Below are 14,181 nucleotides of genomic sequence, written 5' to 3'. Positions count from 1 at the left end.
TTTAAACTTCGTTGAATAAATAATTCCCCTTTTTGACACACACAACACGAGAGTTTTCAATACTCAAAGGCGTGCTTTTGGCTCGTGGTTGCTCTTCTATTTCTAAAACCATGCACACCCCTTCTTTAAAGCGCACATGGTTTTTAACCCATTCTTTGTATTCGCTGCTTTCTTTGATTATATCGTTTAAATAATGCCCCTCATACACTTCCACAAATTCCATGAATTTTTCATTCAAATTCAATTCGTTTTGCGTTATTTCGCTTTTTCGTGTGGAAGAATAAGCCAATTCGCTGGTTTCATAAAAAGTCGGCTCTACTTGATCGTCTTGTTTAGGGCGCTCATATACGGCTTTCACTAATTGCGTGGTGATTTCATACTCACTCTCCCATGCTTGTTTTAAAGGCTCTTCTATTAGATAGCATTGCCTAGTCGTGCCGTCTTTTCTTGCTCTAGCCCTTTTGCATTTTTCTGTAGAGCTTCTGGCTTGAAGAATGGCGAAATTGTTTTTAGCTTCAAAAGTTTGTGGCTCTTCTAAAGGTTCTGTTTTATGAACGGAGATTTTAGTATAAGGGGTAATGATTTTACCGCTTTTATTTTCAGCGGTGCTGTAATCGCAAGGGGTAATGTCTGTCGCAGTTTGTTTGTCTTCATCAACGCGTTTTAAAATGCTTGGGCGGTAGGCTTGCAAGTTTTCATCGTCATAAACCCACTTCCCGCACGCAAATTCTTTAACATTAGGATCTCTAATGGCTTGTTTTTCCACATTATCCCTATTTTCATTGCTTTCATTGTTTTCATCAATATCAGCGTTAGAGGTGTTGTTAGGGAGCGTTTTTTCTGTGGGTGGCGTTATAAAGAGGTTGTTTTCTTGATCTTCTGAAGAATGCTTTAAAGGGGGTTTGGTGTCGTTTGTTGGCGTTTGAGTTTCGTTAGTGGGGCTTATTTTGCTAGGAATTGCTAAAGGCTGTAAAAGGCTGTTTTTAGAGTTTTTAGAGCCTAGTTTGGGCTCTGGGTAAGAAAAATTTTGAGGAGGTTGTTGCGATGAGCTGGGTTTATTTTGTGGTTTTTGCATGGGCGCGTTTAAAGAAGGCATTTGGTGCGCGTGCACTTCTTTCAATTCTTTTGAAGAAAAAACAATTTGGGTGTTTCTAGGGATAGTAGGGCGGTTAGGGTTTAAGGTCGTTTCTAAAGAAAGTTTTTCATCAAGGGGTTGATAGACGATTGCGGTGGATATGTGGGTGATAGTGAGCGTGAGTTTTTTGTGTGGGGAAATATTATAAACGCCTAAAACTTGTCTTGGTTCTTTAGAATCAAGGACTTTAGCCTTAAAAGTGCCTTTATGCGGTGAAGTTTTGATCTCTTTTAAAAGCTCGATCACAAGGGCTTGAAGAGGGTTAAAGAAAGTCAGAAAGAAAGACAGACAAAGGGTTTTTTTCATGTTGATTCCTTTTTTATTTTGGATTATAGCTTAAAAAGAGGTTTAATAAAAGTTATAAATAAGCTATAGATAGGTAACATTTTGATTAATAATAATTAGTAGCAGTAGTAGGGGCGTGAATGAATGGAATGAAGAATGAAAAAGCTTTAAAGACGCGCGTTTTTAGGGGGGTTGTGGGATGTAAAAAAAAGTGAATGAAACGCTGTTTGATAAGCCTTTTTTCATTCACTTGAATGGAAAGAGGTTTTTTTGTCGTTCAATTCGTTCAGGCGGTTTTTGATTTCTTCTCTAAGGCTTAAGACAAAGGGGCTTTTTTCTTCTTCAAGCATTTTTTTAACGCTAGAATACATTTTAGAAATGCTTGAATGATCCTTTAAATCCAAAAATTGAGCGAGCGAGAGCGTGGGGTTTGGGGTATAAAGCCTGGCGAAATACACGACTAATTTTCTCGCTAGAGCGACATTTTTTTGGCGCGAAGAGACTTTGATTTCACTGGATTTGAGATTCAGGCTTTGCGCGACAGCGAGCAAGATATTTTCCAAGCTTGAGCCTTCAGCATGATCTTTTTGCAAATCTTCTAAAACGGTTTTAGCGAGGTTCAAATCAATGGGAGCGTTCATTAAGTTCGCGTTCACGCTGATTTTAATGATCGCGCCTTCCATTTGGCGGATATTGTCGCTGATGTGTTGGGCGATGTATTCCATCACCTCTTCAGGCAAAGTGATTTGATTGAGCTGGCATTTTTGTTTGACAATGGAAAGTTTGGTTTCTAAATCAGGGGGCATGACTTTGGCGGTTATCCCCATTCAAAGCGCGATTTTAAGCGATCTTCTAAGCCGGCGATGTTTTTAGGCGATCGGTCTGAAATCAATACGATTTGTTTGCTGTTGGCGTGCAATTCGTTGAAAGTGTGGAAAAATTCTTCTTCTAGCTTGGGTTTTCCTTGCAAAAATTGGGCGTCATCTAATAGGAAAAAGTCGCAATGGCGGTATTTTGCTTTAAAAGAATCCATGGTTTTGTTGTCTAAATGCTTTAAAAAGTCTGTCAAAAAATCTTCTGAAGTGACTAACACGACTTTTTTATGCTTTTCTAGGGCATGGTTACCGATAGCGTTTAAAATGTGCGTTTTGCCTAACCCTGTGCCGCCATAAAAAAGCACCGGGTTATAAGGGGGGTATCGCTTTGGGCGACTTTTTTAGCGATTTCATAAACGGTGTTATTGCATGAGCCTACGACAAAATTTTCAAAAGTGTAAGAGTCTTTGACGCTCGTTTTTATGGCTTTGTAATTGATATTAGATTGGGCGCTAATTTGGATTTTAGGCGCTACTTCAATACGCACATCCACGCTATGGGCTAAATGCATGCCGACTTTATTCTGGCTTAAAATTTCTTTAAGCAACGCGCCGTATTTAGCCGTAATCGTGGTGCATAAGACTTTGTTGGGGGCATAAAAAAAGGCGATGTCGCTCTTGCTCGCGTTAGGGTTGTATTTGAGTTGGCTAAAGTAATTTTCATACTCTATGAGGCTAACTTTAGGATTTTGTTTGACTAGCGCCAAGATTTCTTTTTCAATATTGTTGTTGGTATCCATGGCGTTATTATAGCGTGAATAAGTGGTGAATGAAAAAGGAATAGCATGTGAATGAAATGTGAATGAAGCCTTAAAATTAAGGTGTTTCTTTTAAGGGTTTGTCTATAATGCTTACTTTATAATAAGCTAATGGATGCGAAAAAAGGATTTTCATGCTGCTTTGCGCAGGAAGGAATGAGACTTTAAAAAAAGCGGCGCCTATTGGCGTGGGCTTGATAGAAAGCGCGATTAATTTAACGAGAATGTGTTTAAAAAACCCTAATATTAAGAGCCTTATTTTTATGGGGAGCGCGGGGAGTTATAGCCCAGAAACGGAGCTTTTGAGCGTGTTTGAAAGCGTTCAAGGCTATCAAATTGAAGAGAGTTTTAGCCATTTAAACAGCTACACGCCTTTAGATAATTCCATTCACATAGAAACTAAAGAGCAGGCTCTTTTTGAAAGGGTGGGCGTGAATAGCAGTAACTATATCCACACCGGCGAAACGTTTGCTAAAAAAATGGTTCAAAAGGGCGTTTTATTGGAAAACATGGAGTTTTTTAGCGTTTTAAGCGTGGCTAAAATTTTTTCTTTAAAGGCTAAAGGGATTTTTTGCGTGAGTAATCATGTAGGGTTTAACGCGCATAAGGAATTTAAAGAAAACCACGCCAAAGTCAAACAGATTTTAGAAAACATCATTGATAGTTTGATAGTTTAGCTATCATAGAGTATCATGGAGCATTCTAAATTAAAGGCGATCACATGTTTGAAAAAATACGCAAGATTTTAGCGGATATTGAAGATTCGCAAAATGAAATTGAAATGCTTTTAAAATTAGCGGATTTGAGTTTGGGGGATTTTATTGAGATTAAAAGAGGGAGCATGGACATGCCAAATGGTGTGAATGAAGCGTTTTTTACGCAATTAAGCGAAGAAGTGGAGCGCCTAAAGGAGCTTATCAACGCTTTAAATAAGATCAAAAAAGGGTTATTGGTGTTTTAAATGTGCGGGATTGTAGGTTATATAGGGGATAGCGAGAAAAAATCCGTTCTTTTAGAGGGATTAAAGGAATTAGAATACAGAGGTTATGACAGCGCGGGTTTAGCCGTATTGAGCAATGATCGTTTGGAAGTGTTTAAAACTCAAGGGAAATTAGAAAACCTTAGAACAGAGCTTAAGAATAAAGAATTTTTGGATTTTGGCGTGAGTATCGCTCATACCAGATGGGCAACGCATGGCAAGCCAAGCAGCGCGAACGCCCACCCGCATTTTACAGAAAATTTAGCTTTAGTGCATAATGGCATCATTGAAAATTACGCGAGTTTGAAAAAAGAATTGGAAAACAAAGGGCATGCGTTTTTAAGCCAAACGGACACGGAAGTGATTGCGCATTTATTAGAAGAAACGCTTAAAAGCGAGAGCGATTTATTGAAAGCCTTTGAAAAAAGCATCAGCCTTTTAAAAGGGAGTTATGCGATTTTAATGCTCCATAAAAGGGCTAAAGAGAGCTTGTTTTACGCTAAATCTTCTTCGCCTCTAATCGTGGGTAAGGGCAAAGAGGGGGTGTTTTTTGCGTCTAGTTTGAGCGTGTTAGCCCCTAAAGTGGATCAATTTGTCATTTTAGAAGAAAACAGCGTGGGGCAGATTTCTTTAGAAAATTTTAAAGATTTAAACAATATTGAAAACATGAAAGATTACGCTTTTGAAAACAAGGATTATTCTAAAGGGGATTTTAGGAATTATTTAGAAAAAGAGATTTATGAGCAACACAGCAGTTTGTTGGAGTGTTTAGAGGGGCGCTTGGAAGCCTTGAATGTGTATTGCGAGATCGATCCTGAATTTTTAGAAAACGTGAGCGAAATCACGCTGTGTTCTTGCGGGAGCAGTTACCATGCGAGTTTGGCGAGCGTGTATTTGTTTGAAAGGTTAGCCAAAATAAGAGCGAGGGCCATTTTAGCGAGCGAATACCGCTACGCCCATTTTAAAAGCAACCCTAACGAGCTTTTTATAGCGATTTCTCAAAGCGGGGAAACCGCTGACACTTTGGAGGCTTTAAAATTAGCCAAAGCCCAAGGGCTTAAAACCATTAGTTTGTGTAACGCTCCTTTTAGCATGATGAGCCGCATTAGTGATCACACGCTTTTGATTAGAGCGGGGGTGGAAAGAAGCGTGGCATCCACTAAGGCGTTTTCTTCGCAAGTGATGCTTTTATGGATTTTGAGCGTGTATCTAGGCAAACAGCTAGGGACCATCTCTAAAGAAGAAGAAAGAATCCAATCCAAAAACATGCTCAATAGCGTGAATGCGATGAAAGTAGAGTCTAAATTGCATGAAAAAATCAAGCGCTTATCCAAACGCTACTTGCATGGGCATGGCTTTTTTATATCGGGCGCGATGTGTTTTACCCGCTCGCTTTAGAAGGGGCACTAAAACTTAAAGAAATCAGCTACTTGCACGCTGAGGGGTATGCGAGCGCGGAGATGAAGCATGGCCCTATTGCGTTGGTGGATTCCAACCTTTTTACCATTGCTTTATTGTCTAAGCATCTGTTATTTGATAAAACCAAAAGCAATATTGAAGAATTGAGCGCTAGGGATTCTACGATTTGCGTGTTAAGTTCTGAAATTTTAGAGATCGCTGATGATTTTATCCAATTAGAAGAGAGCGAAAGTTATATGGAAGAATTTTTCCGCATGAATTTAGCGGTGCAGCTTTTAGCCTTAGAAATCGCTATGCGTTTGAACCACGATGTGGATCACCCAAGAAACTTAGCTAAAAGCGTTACCGTGGAATAAAAAGCGATATTAGGAGTAGGATAATGGAAGTGATTTGTAAGCATTATACCCCTTTAGACATTGCGAGCCAAGCGATCCGCACTTGCTGGCAGAGCTTTGAATACAGCGATGGTGGAGGCTGTAAAGATAAGGAACTCATCCACAGGGTGGGGAATATTTTCAGGCATTCTTCCACTTTAGAGCATCTTTATTACAATTTTGAAATCAAGGGTTTGAGTAGGGGGGCGTTGCAAGAATTGAGCCGGCATAGAATAGCGAGCTTGAGCGTGAAATCAAGCCGCTACACTTTAAGGGAATTGAAAGAAGTGGAGAGCTTTTTACCCCTTAATGAAACGAATTTAGAAAGAGCCAAAGAGTTTTTAGTGTTCGTGGATAATAAAAAGTGAATGCAATGAGCGTTTTAGCTTTGGAAAATCTCAGGGTTTTATTGAGCGAGCATAACATTAAAAACGATTTAGCCAAATACGCCATGCCTGAAAGCTATAAAACGCATTTAGCGTATAGCATTAACGCTAGGAGCTTGCAAAATTTATTGGCTTTAAGAAGTAGTAATAAAGCCTTAAAAGAAATGCAAGATTTAGCCAAAGCCTTATTTGACGCTTTACCTAGCGAGCATCAATATTTGTTTGAAGATTGTTTGAAGCACTAGATTTAAAAAATACCGCTCAATAACGCTCATTCTTTAATGTTTTAAAAACGCCTTGTTTTAGCGTTTGATGAGATGGAGTTTTAAGGGGGTTTGTTGTAGGATTTCATCACGCCCCATAGTTGCGTTATGGGGCAAATCCTATGTCAAAAGGAGCATGCCATGAAACACAAAAGTGGCAAACGCTCTTGGAGATCATTATACTTTGAGTTTGCTTTTTTGGGGCTTAAAGTGATCGTTTCTGTGAAACGCTGATTTTTCTAAGAGCGTTCCCCTGAGTTTAAAAGCTTAGGGGTTTCCTTTAAAAAGCGGGTTTGCCCTTGACTTTTGGGGCGTTTTATTTGTTTAAAACCCTGATTTTAGCGCTCATTAAATCGTGGTTTAAGGCTTTTTTGATGTTTTCAAATTGGCGTTTTTTGTTTTTAAGGCTGGTGATTTCATGATCCACATCGCTTAAAATGTTAGCGATAGCGATTTGTTCGTTTAGGGGAGGTAAAAAGATTTCAAAATCTTTTAAAGTTGCCATTACGATATAAGGGGTATTACCTTCATTTCTATTTGTTTGAATATGGGATTGCAAAAACATTGTTAAAAAATATTTTACAAATATAATATGTTCGCTAAAATTATCCAACACATAGGTTCTTTGATAGGCGTTAAATTTGCCCTTATAGTAATGCACATACCCTACATACGCACCATTTCCAGAAATTAAAATTGCTTCTGTGTCAAAAGCGTATTTATCTATAAAATAATATTCTTTTGCACATGTATAAAATCTATATTTTCCATAATGAACCATTTCATTTGCATCTAATGAACCGGTTGTGATTTCGCATATATCCCCAAGCCTCACTTTTTGCCAAGCTTGATTGAAGCCTTTCAAGCGTTTTCTTTGGCTCAATAGTTCAAAGCTTAAAGCTTTTTTAACGCTTTCTTTTTTAAGAATGAGAGCGTCTAAAGAATAAAGATAACGATCCACATCGTTTAAAATGTTAGCGATAGCGGCTTGTTCGTCTAGGGGGGTAGGATAACTTCGCATTTCTTTAATTCGTTTGAACTTATAGCCGGATAACTTGTTCCTTCACAGCGATCCAAAACAGCATTAACAAAATAATTACTATGTAGAGCAAAATATAAAAAGCTTGGATTTTGTAAAGTTCTAATCTGTGCATATCCTGTAGATGCCACATAATTACCATTTAATGTAAAAAATAATTATTTCTTTGGTAGGGTCTAACAAGTTGGTATAGTATATCATTCTTTGATAATAACCGCCTTGCTCTGCTTGGAGCTTTATTTTTTGTCATAAGTTGTTTATTTAGTAATTGACCTTTTTCTACACTTTCTAGGTCTATATAATAAAAAACATTAGGTATTATTGTAGGAGGGTTAATCTCGGCAATATCCCCAAGTCTCACTCTTTGCCAATTTGAGGGCGTTGTCAATGCGTCCATGCGTTCTATCACCCCATTAACCCCAAATCTTTCAAATGCTCTAAAACTTTTGATTCGCTCTCTTTGACTTCTTTGTCCAGTTCTAACAAGCTGTTAGAATAGCTTGAAATGATTTCATTAAGGGCGCTAATAAAAGCGTTGATGCGTTTTAAAATTTTGTTTTCTAGGGCGTTTTTTAGGCTCTTAAGCCATTTGTCTTGGATGATGAGATCTTTAATTTCATTGATTTCAAGGTTTTTATATTGGTGGAACGCTTTTAATTCCAGCTCCTCATAAGCTTTATTTTTTATTTTTAGCGCCTTGTTTTTAGCTTCTAGCCATTCTAAAGCGGTTTTTAGGATTTGTTTATCTTCTAAATCGGTGGCGTTTTTTAGCTCTTTTTTCAAAACGCTTTCATTGATTTTCAACTCATCAAAAAGCCCTTCTTCGTTAGAATGCTCTTCTATAAATTCATCTAAAAGAGCCTCTTTTTCGTTGAGGGCGTTTTCTAATTCTTCTAATTCTTTCGCTTCTTTTTCAAAAAAGCGTTGTTTGATCAAATGTTTAGGGATTAGATCGCTTTTATAGTAGGTTTTTTGAATGACAAAATCCGGCTCCTCTAAATAATTGGCTTTTTTGTTTTTGTCTTTTAGGGGGGTTAATTTTCTTAATTCTTTAGCGCTTATAAAGCCATTGAATGAAAGAAGGAACCAATCGTCTTGCAAGACTTCGTTGTAGTAATCTTTGAAGAGCTGATACACGCCGTATTTGTCTAAAATTTCTATTTTTTCAAATTCTTTTAAAACTTTTTGACAAACGCTCTCTATGAGGGTTTTTGGGTTAAAACCTGGCTCTAAATCATTAAAAGTTTCAAATAAATCCAATCGGTCAAAAGCGCTCAAAACAGAAGCGTGGAAGGTTTGGTATTCTAAACTTTGGGTGATTAATTCTTTAATGTTTTCGCATTCTGTTTTTAAAGCGTAATAGCCCTCTTTATCGCTCTTTTTAAAAAGCGTGTTTTTAAGCTCTTTAAACACTTGAAAATAAGGGGCGTAGGCTTCAATCTCGTTTTTGGGCAAATAACTGGCCTTGTGGCTGTTGATTAAAGCGAACAAGTCTTTTTCTGATTCTTGTTTGGCGGCAATGTAGCACGGGATATTCAAGTTATAGTCGTTAGCGCTGATTTCTTCTAGGCTCACCATTTTGGAATAATAAGGGATTTCTTTGTAAGCGTTAAAAGTGTCTATCATTTTTTGGACATCTTGCTCTCTTAAGCGGTTTTTATTGCCGTCTTTTTTAAAATCCTTGCTCGCATCGATCAAAAAAACGCCCTTTCTGGCATGCGCGTTTTCTTTGTCTAAAATAATCACGCATGCAGGAATGGAAGTGCCATAAAAAAGATTAGGGGCTAGGCCTATCACGCCTTTAATATAGCCTTTCATTAAAAGATTTTTTCTAATCACTCCCTCAGCGTTCCCCCTAAATAGCACCCCATGGGGTAAAATCACTGCCCCTTTGCCTGCGTTTTTTAGGGATTTGATGATATGGAGCAAAAAAGCAAAATCGCCATTTTTTTCAGGGGGCGTGCCGTCTTCAAAATGATTGAAACTATCGTTAATGACTTGCTTGCTTTTGGGGTCTATGCTTAGCCCATCAGTCCAGTTTCAAGCTAAAGGGAGGGTTAGCCACGACATAATCAAAGGTTTTGAGCATGCCGGTTTTTTCATCAAGATGAAGGGGGTTAGAAAGGGTGCTAGAACCCCCTTTAGCAATATCAGCAGTAGCGCTATGGTGTAAGATCATATTCATTTTACAAAGGGCTGTCGTGGAAATGTCTTTTTCTTGACCATAGATAGTTAACCCTTTTTCACCGGCCAAACTAGAAGCTTTTAATAATAACGAACCGCTCCCGCAAGCGGGATCATAGATGCTTTTATCCTGTCTGGTGTTTTCATCAATGCCAAGCAAAAGGGACAATAAAAGCGAAACTTCGCTAGGGGTGTAAAACTGCCCTTTGGATTTACCGGACTCGCTGGCGAAATGGCGCATTAAATATTCGTAAGCATCGCCCAATAAATCATCGTCTAAAGCCCCATGCGCGCCCAAACTTAAATCCGCAAAGATTTTAACCAAATTAGAAAGGGTGTCTGTCATCGCCTTACCCTCTCCTAGCTTAGTGTTATCGTTAAAATCCACGCTGTCAATCACGCCTTTTAAGTCGTTTCGCTCTGCGATCTTGGCGATGATTTTATTGAGCTTGTCGCCTATTTCCTTATCGCCCTCTAAAGCGAGGATGTCTTCATAAAAACACCCTTGTGGCACTTCTATTTCGCTATCCATATTGTTTTTGGCTTTATCGCTGATGTATTTTAAAAAAAGCAGGTTCAAAACATAGTTTTTATACTCGCTCGCATCCATTCCACCCCTTAAGCTATCCGCTCCAGCCCATAAAGAGCTATACAATTCGCTTTTTTTGATCGCCATTTTAACCGCCCTATTTTGTTTTTAGGATTATAATATAAAGCGGTAAAAAGCGTTCTTAAGGGGTTTATGATGAAAACAGAAAGAGAAGTTCAAAATCAAGTCATAGAAACTTTTAAAGCAATGGGCTATGCGTATTTGGGGGATTTAACAAAGAGCGATAATGAAAACATCAATAAAGAAAGCCTGAAAGCATGGCTAATTAAAAATCAAAAAATTGAGCCTGAAAGGTGGCATAAAATTGAGCAGAAAATCCATAACGCTTTAAAAAACGATTTATACGAAGCGAATCAAACATTTTACGAGCTTTTGATTTATGGCGTGAACACTAAAATAAGCCAGAATGAAAACACTCAAACGCATTGGCTCATTGATTGGAAAGACGTTTCTCAAAATGAATTTAGCGTGGCTGAAGAAGTGAGCGTTAAAGGGCCAAACATGAAACGGCCGGACATGGTGCTTTACGTTAATGGGATCGCTTTAGGGGTGCTAGAATTGAAAAAATCCAGCGTGAGCGTGGAAAGCGGTATCCGGCAAAATTTAGACAACCAGAAGAAAGAGTTTATTAGAGATTTTTTTAAAACGATCCAATTGGTTATGGCGGGCAATGAAAGTCAAGGGCTAAGATATGGCGTCATAGAAACTGAAGAAAAATACTACCTTTCTTGGAAAGAAGAGGGCGTTCAAAAAAATTTGTTTGAGACGATTGAATGCTTTTTGGATAAAAAAAGGTTTTTAGAATTTATCCATGATTTTTTGATTTTTGATAAGGGGCAAAAGAAATGTGCCCGGTTCCACCAGTATTTTGCAATTAAGAAAACGCAGGAATTTATCCAAAGAAAAGAAGGGGGGATTATCTGGCACACGCAAGGCAGCGGTAAGAGCTTGACTATGGTGTGGCTCACTCAATGGCTAAGAGGGAATCGCCAACAAGCAAGGATTTTAATCGTTACGGACAGGAGGGAATTAGACGCTCAAATTCAAGGCGTGTTTAGTGGGATAGGCAAGGATCTTTATCGCGCAGACAGCAAGAAGGATTTATTGAGCGCGCTGTTTGAAAATAAGGAATTTTTGGTTGGCTCGCTTGTGCATAAGTTTGATGACAACGACTTAGAAGATTTAAAAAAGCAACCTGTTTTAAAGGAATGGGTTGTTTTAGTGGATGAATGCCACAGAACCCAAAGCGGTAAATTGCATAAAGCCATGAAAAGCCTGCTCCCTAATGCGATTTTTATCGCCTTTAGCGGCACGCCCTTATTGAAACAAGAGAAAAAGACAAGCCAGGAAGTGTTTGGGAATTACATCCATTGCTATAAATTTAATGAAGCCGTTAGCGATAAAGTGGTGCTGGATTTAAATTATGAAGCCAGGAGCGTGAATCAGTATGTCAGCGACCCTGTAAAGCTGGACGAATATTTTGAATTAAAAACCCAAGGCTTGAATGAGGCGGCTAAAACAGAGCTTAAAAAGAAATGGGTTAATTTGCAAAAAGTTTTTTCCACTAAAGACAGATTAGCTCATATTGTGCAAGATATTGTATTGGATATGGCAAAACTCCCACGATTAAGGAATGAAAAGGGGAATGCCATGCTGGTGGCTGAAAGCGTGTATAACGCATGCCGGTATTTTGAACTCTTTTTAAAAACAGAATTAAAGGATAAGGTGGCTGTGATCACAAGCTATGAACCCAATATCGCTGATTTGAAAGATTGCGGGAGCGATGAGAGCGAAGAGAGTTACAAATACCGCGCTTATTGCAAAATGCTGCAAAACTTTTTTGATGAAAAAGATGAGAAAAAAGCCCTTAATCAAATTAAAGAGTTTGAAGAAAAAGTTAAAGAGCGTTTTATTAATGAGCCTTCTAGAATGAAGCTGTTGATCGTGGTGGATAAGCTATTGACCGGTTTTGATGCGCCAAGCCTCACTTATTTATACATGGATAAAAAAATGCAAGATCATGGGCTTTTTCAAGCGGTGTGCAGGGTGAATAGACTAGATAGCGAAGATAAGGATTTTGGCTGTATCATAGACTATAAGGATTTGTTTGATAGCCTACAAGAAGCGCACAGCGATTACACCAATAAAGCGTTTGAAAACTATGAAAGAGAAGACATTCAAGGGCTGATCTCTGACAAATCCCAAAAGATTAAGAAAAGATTAGAAGAAGTTAGAGGGCAATTGAAATCGCTTTGCGAAGGCGTGAAAGAGCCAAAAGATGAAGAGGATTATATCGCTTATTTTTGTGGGAGCAATTTAGAAAAAAACGCTCAAAAAAGGCGGTTGTTTTACCAGCTCGTTGGCGCGTTTTTAAGAATGTTTGTGGAATTGAATAACTTAGAAAAGCCCATTTATTCTAAAGAAGAAACGCAACCAATCAAACAAGAAGCGGAATTTTACAGGCATTTACAAAAGGTGGTTGGCTTGAGTAGTGGGGATAGCGTGGATTTAAAAAGCTATAATGAAGACATGCGCCGGATCTTAGACGCTTACATTAAAACCACGGATAGCGAGGTGTTATTCAAAATAGAAGATCAAGGGCTGTGCGAAGTTTTAGCCCAAATGGATATTAATGATTTCAATAAGACGCTGTCTCAAGCGTTTAAAAATGAAAGCTCTATGGCAGAAAGCATCGCTAACAACACCAGAAAACGCATTATAGAAAAAGAAGCGAGCGATCCTAAGTATTACGAAAAATTATCTTCGCTTTTAAACGATTTGATTCTCCAATTTAGAGAAAAGAAATTAACCTATTTAGAATACTCGCAACAAATCCAGGACCTAGCCAAAAAAGTTATCCATAAAGAAAATAGAAATTACCCTAAAAAGATCAACACTAACGCTTTAAAAACCCTCTATGATAATTTAGATGAAAATGAAGCCTTAGCCCTAGAAATAGACGCATGCATCAGGGGTAATAAAAAAGGCGATTGGGTGGGGCATAACCAAAAAGAAAAAAACCTTAAAATCGCTTTAAGAAAAATCATAAACGATGAGGTTTTGTTAGAAAACGTCTTTAATTTAGCCAAACACATAGAGGAGTATCACTAATGAACGCTTATTGTTTAACCTTAAATGATACCAACATCGCTATAGAAAAAAAGGATATTAAGCATTTACATGTTAGCGTTTGCCCGCCCGATGGCTCCGTGCATGTGTCTTGCCCCCTAGCTTTAAACGATGAGAGCCTTAGGCTTTCTTTGATTAAAAGACTCCCTTGGATAAAAGAACAGCAACAAAATTTTTTAAACCAAAACAGACAGAGCCAAAGGGAAATGCTAGAGAGAGAAAGCCATTATCTTTTTGGGAAACGCTATTTGCTAAAGATTGAACACACTATAAAAAAACACTTCGTCCTCCAAAGCCCTAAATATTTAATCTTGCATGTCCATCAAAAAACAAGCTTAGAAAACCGCTTAAAAGTGTTAGAAAACTATTACAGACAAGTTTTAAGAGAAAAAATACAAACCTACATCAACCAATACGAAAAGATTTTAAACGAGAGCATACAAAGCTTTAAGATCCAAAAAATGAAACGGATATGGGGGAGTTGTAATATTGCTAAACGCACCTTACTTTTTAATTTGGAATTGGCTAAAGCACCTAGAAAGGGCATTGAATATGTGGTTGTGCATGAATTATCGCATTTAAAAGCGCGCCACCATAACGAATACTTTAGGGATTTGCTGAGTTTGTATTTGCCTGATTGGCAAAGGGCTAAGGCCAGCCTTAAAGAAACTTATTTGGAATATTCTTAAATGAAGACTCCACAATATTAGTGAAACCGCTAAGCGGCTAACTTTAAGCGGCTCATC

At 38.1% G+C, this 14,181-nt stretch carries 5 protein-coding genes and 6 pseudogenes; 6 read left to right on the top strand and 5 right to left on the bottom strand.

The window, feature by feature from the left end:
• Nucleotide 1: 1 nt before the first annotated feature.
• A complete protein-coding gene (locus D2C78_01655) occupies nt 2-1,441 on the bottom strand; it encodes a competence protein (GenBank protein QEF34783.1) in 1,440 nt (479 codons plus the stop codon).
• A 221-nt stretch (nt 1,442-1,662) separates the two neighbouring features.
• A pseudogene (dnaA, locus tag D2C78_01650) lies at nt 1,663-3,034 on the bottom strand (chromosomal replication initiator protein DnaA).
• A gap of 152 nt (nt 3,035-3,186) precedes the next feature.
• On the opposite strand from dnaA, the gene D2C78_01645 reads away from it, so the two are divergent.
• The 4 genes and pseudogenes from D2C78_01645 (at nt 3,187) to D2C78_01630 (ending at nt 6,455) form a co-directional block, all read left to right on the top strand.
• The gene (locus tag D2C78_01645; protein ID QEF34782.1) at nt 3,187-3,729 is read left to right on the top strand and encodes a purine-nucleoside phosphorylase; all 543 of its coding nucleotides are present in this window, start codon (nt 3,187-3,189) and stop codon (nt 3,727-3,729) included.
• A gap of 44 nt (nt 3,730-3,773) precedes the next feature.
• Nucleotides 3,774-4,013, top strand: coding sequence for a DUF2443 domain-containing protein (locus D2C78_01640; protein QEF34781.1), 240 nt, complete (start codon nt 3,774-3,776; stop codon nt 4,011-4,013).
• Nucleotides 4,014-5,806: pseudogene (gene glmS / locus D2C78_01635) on the top strand (glutamine--fructose-6-phosphate transaminase (isomerizing)).
• A gap of 23 nt (nt 5,807-5,829) precedes the next feature.
• Nucleotides 5,830-6,455, top strand: a pseudogene (locus D2C78_01630) (FAD-dependent thymidylate synthase).
• A 334-nt stretch (nt 6,456-6,789) separates the two neighbouring features.
• On the opposite strand, the pseudogene D2C78_01625 reads toward D2C78_01630, so the two are convergent.
• The 3 pseudogenes from D2C78_01625 to D2C78_01615 all read right to left on the bottom strand — a co-directional run bounded on the left by D2C78_01625 (nt 6,790) and on the right by D2C78_01615 (nt 10,372).
• Nucleotides 6,790-7,550 (bottom strand): annotated as a pseudogene (locus D2C78_01625) (restriction endonuclease subunit S).
• 296 nt (nt 7,551-7,846) lie between these two features.
• Nucleotides 7,847-7,909, bottom strand: a pseudogene (locus D2C78_01620) (restriction endonuclease subunit S).
• A gap of 8 nt (nt 7,910-7,917) precedes the next feature.
• Nucleotides 7,918-10,372, bottom strand: a pseudogene (locus D2C78_01615) (type I restriction-modification system subunit M).
• A gap of 66 nt (nt 10,373-10,438) precedes the next feature.
• On the opposite strand from D2C78_01615, the gene D2C78_01610 reads away from it, so the two are divergent.
• Together D2C78_01610 and D2C78_01605 are read left to right on the top strand one after the other, a co-directional pair.
• Nucleotides 10,439-13,417, top strand: coding sequence for a type I restriction endonuclease subunit R (locus tag D2C78_01610; protein ID QEF34780.1), 2,979 nt, complete (start codon nt 10,439-10,441; stop codon nt 13,415-13,417).
• Entirely contained in the window at nt 13,417-14,124 is a 708-nt protein-coding gene (locus D2C78_01605; protein QEF34779.1) for a M48 family peptidase, read from the top strand. Before D2C78_01610 ends, D2C78_01605 begins: the two co-directional genes overlap by 1 nt.
• The last annotated feature ends 57 nt before the right edge of the window (nt 14,125-14,181 follow it).

This window comes from Helicobacter pylori, assembly GCA_008032935.1.
Taxonomy (GTDB): domain Bacteria; phylum Campylobacterota; class Campylobacteria; order Campylobacterales; family Helicobacteraceae; genus Helicobacter; species Helicobacter pylori_CX.
The sequence above is the reverse complement of the archived record's forward strand: the minus strand, read 5'-3'. Positions and strand labels throughout refer to the sequence as shown.

What these genes read in the sequence shown, in the direction of transcription:
- D2C78_01605 (QEF34779.1), top strand. Translation starts at nt 13,417, where the DNA reads ATGAACGCTTATTGTTTAACCTTAAATGATACCAACATCGCTATAGAA.
- D2C78_01610 (QEF34780.1), top strand. Translation starts at nt 10,439, where the DNA reads ATGATGAAAACAGAAAGAGAAGTTCAAAATCAAGTCATAGAAACTTTT.
- D2C78_01655 (QEF34783.1), bottom strand. Translation starts at nt 1,441, where the DNA reads ATGAAAAAAACCCTTTGTCTGTCTTTCTTTCTGACTTTCTTTAACCCT.
- D2C78_01640 (QEF34781.1), top strand. Translation starts at nt 3,774, where the DNA reads ATGTTTGAAAAAATACGCAAGATTTTAGCGGATATTGAAGATTCGCAA.
- D2C78_01645 (QEF34782.1), top strand. Translation starts at nt 3,187, where the DNA reads ATGCTGCTTTGCGCAGGAAGGAATGAGACTTTAAAAAAAGCGGCGCCT.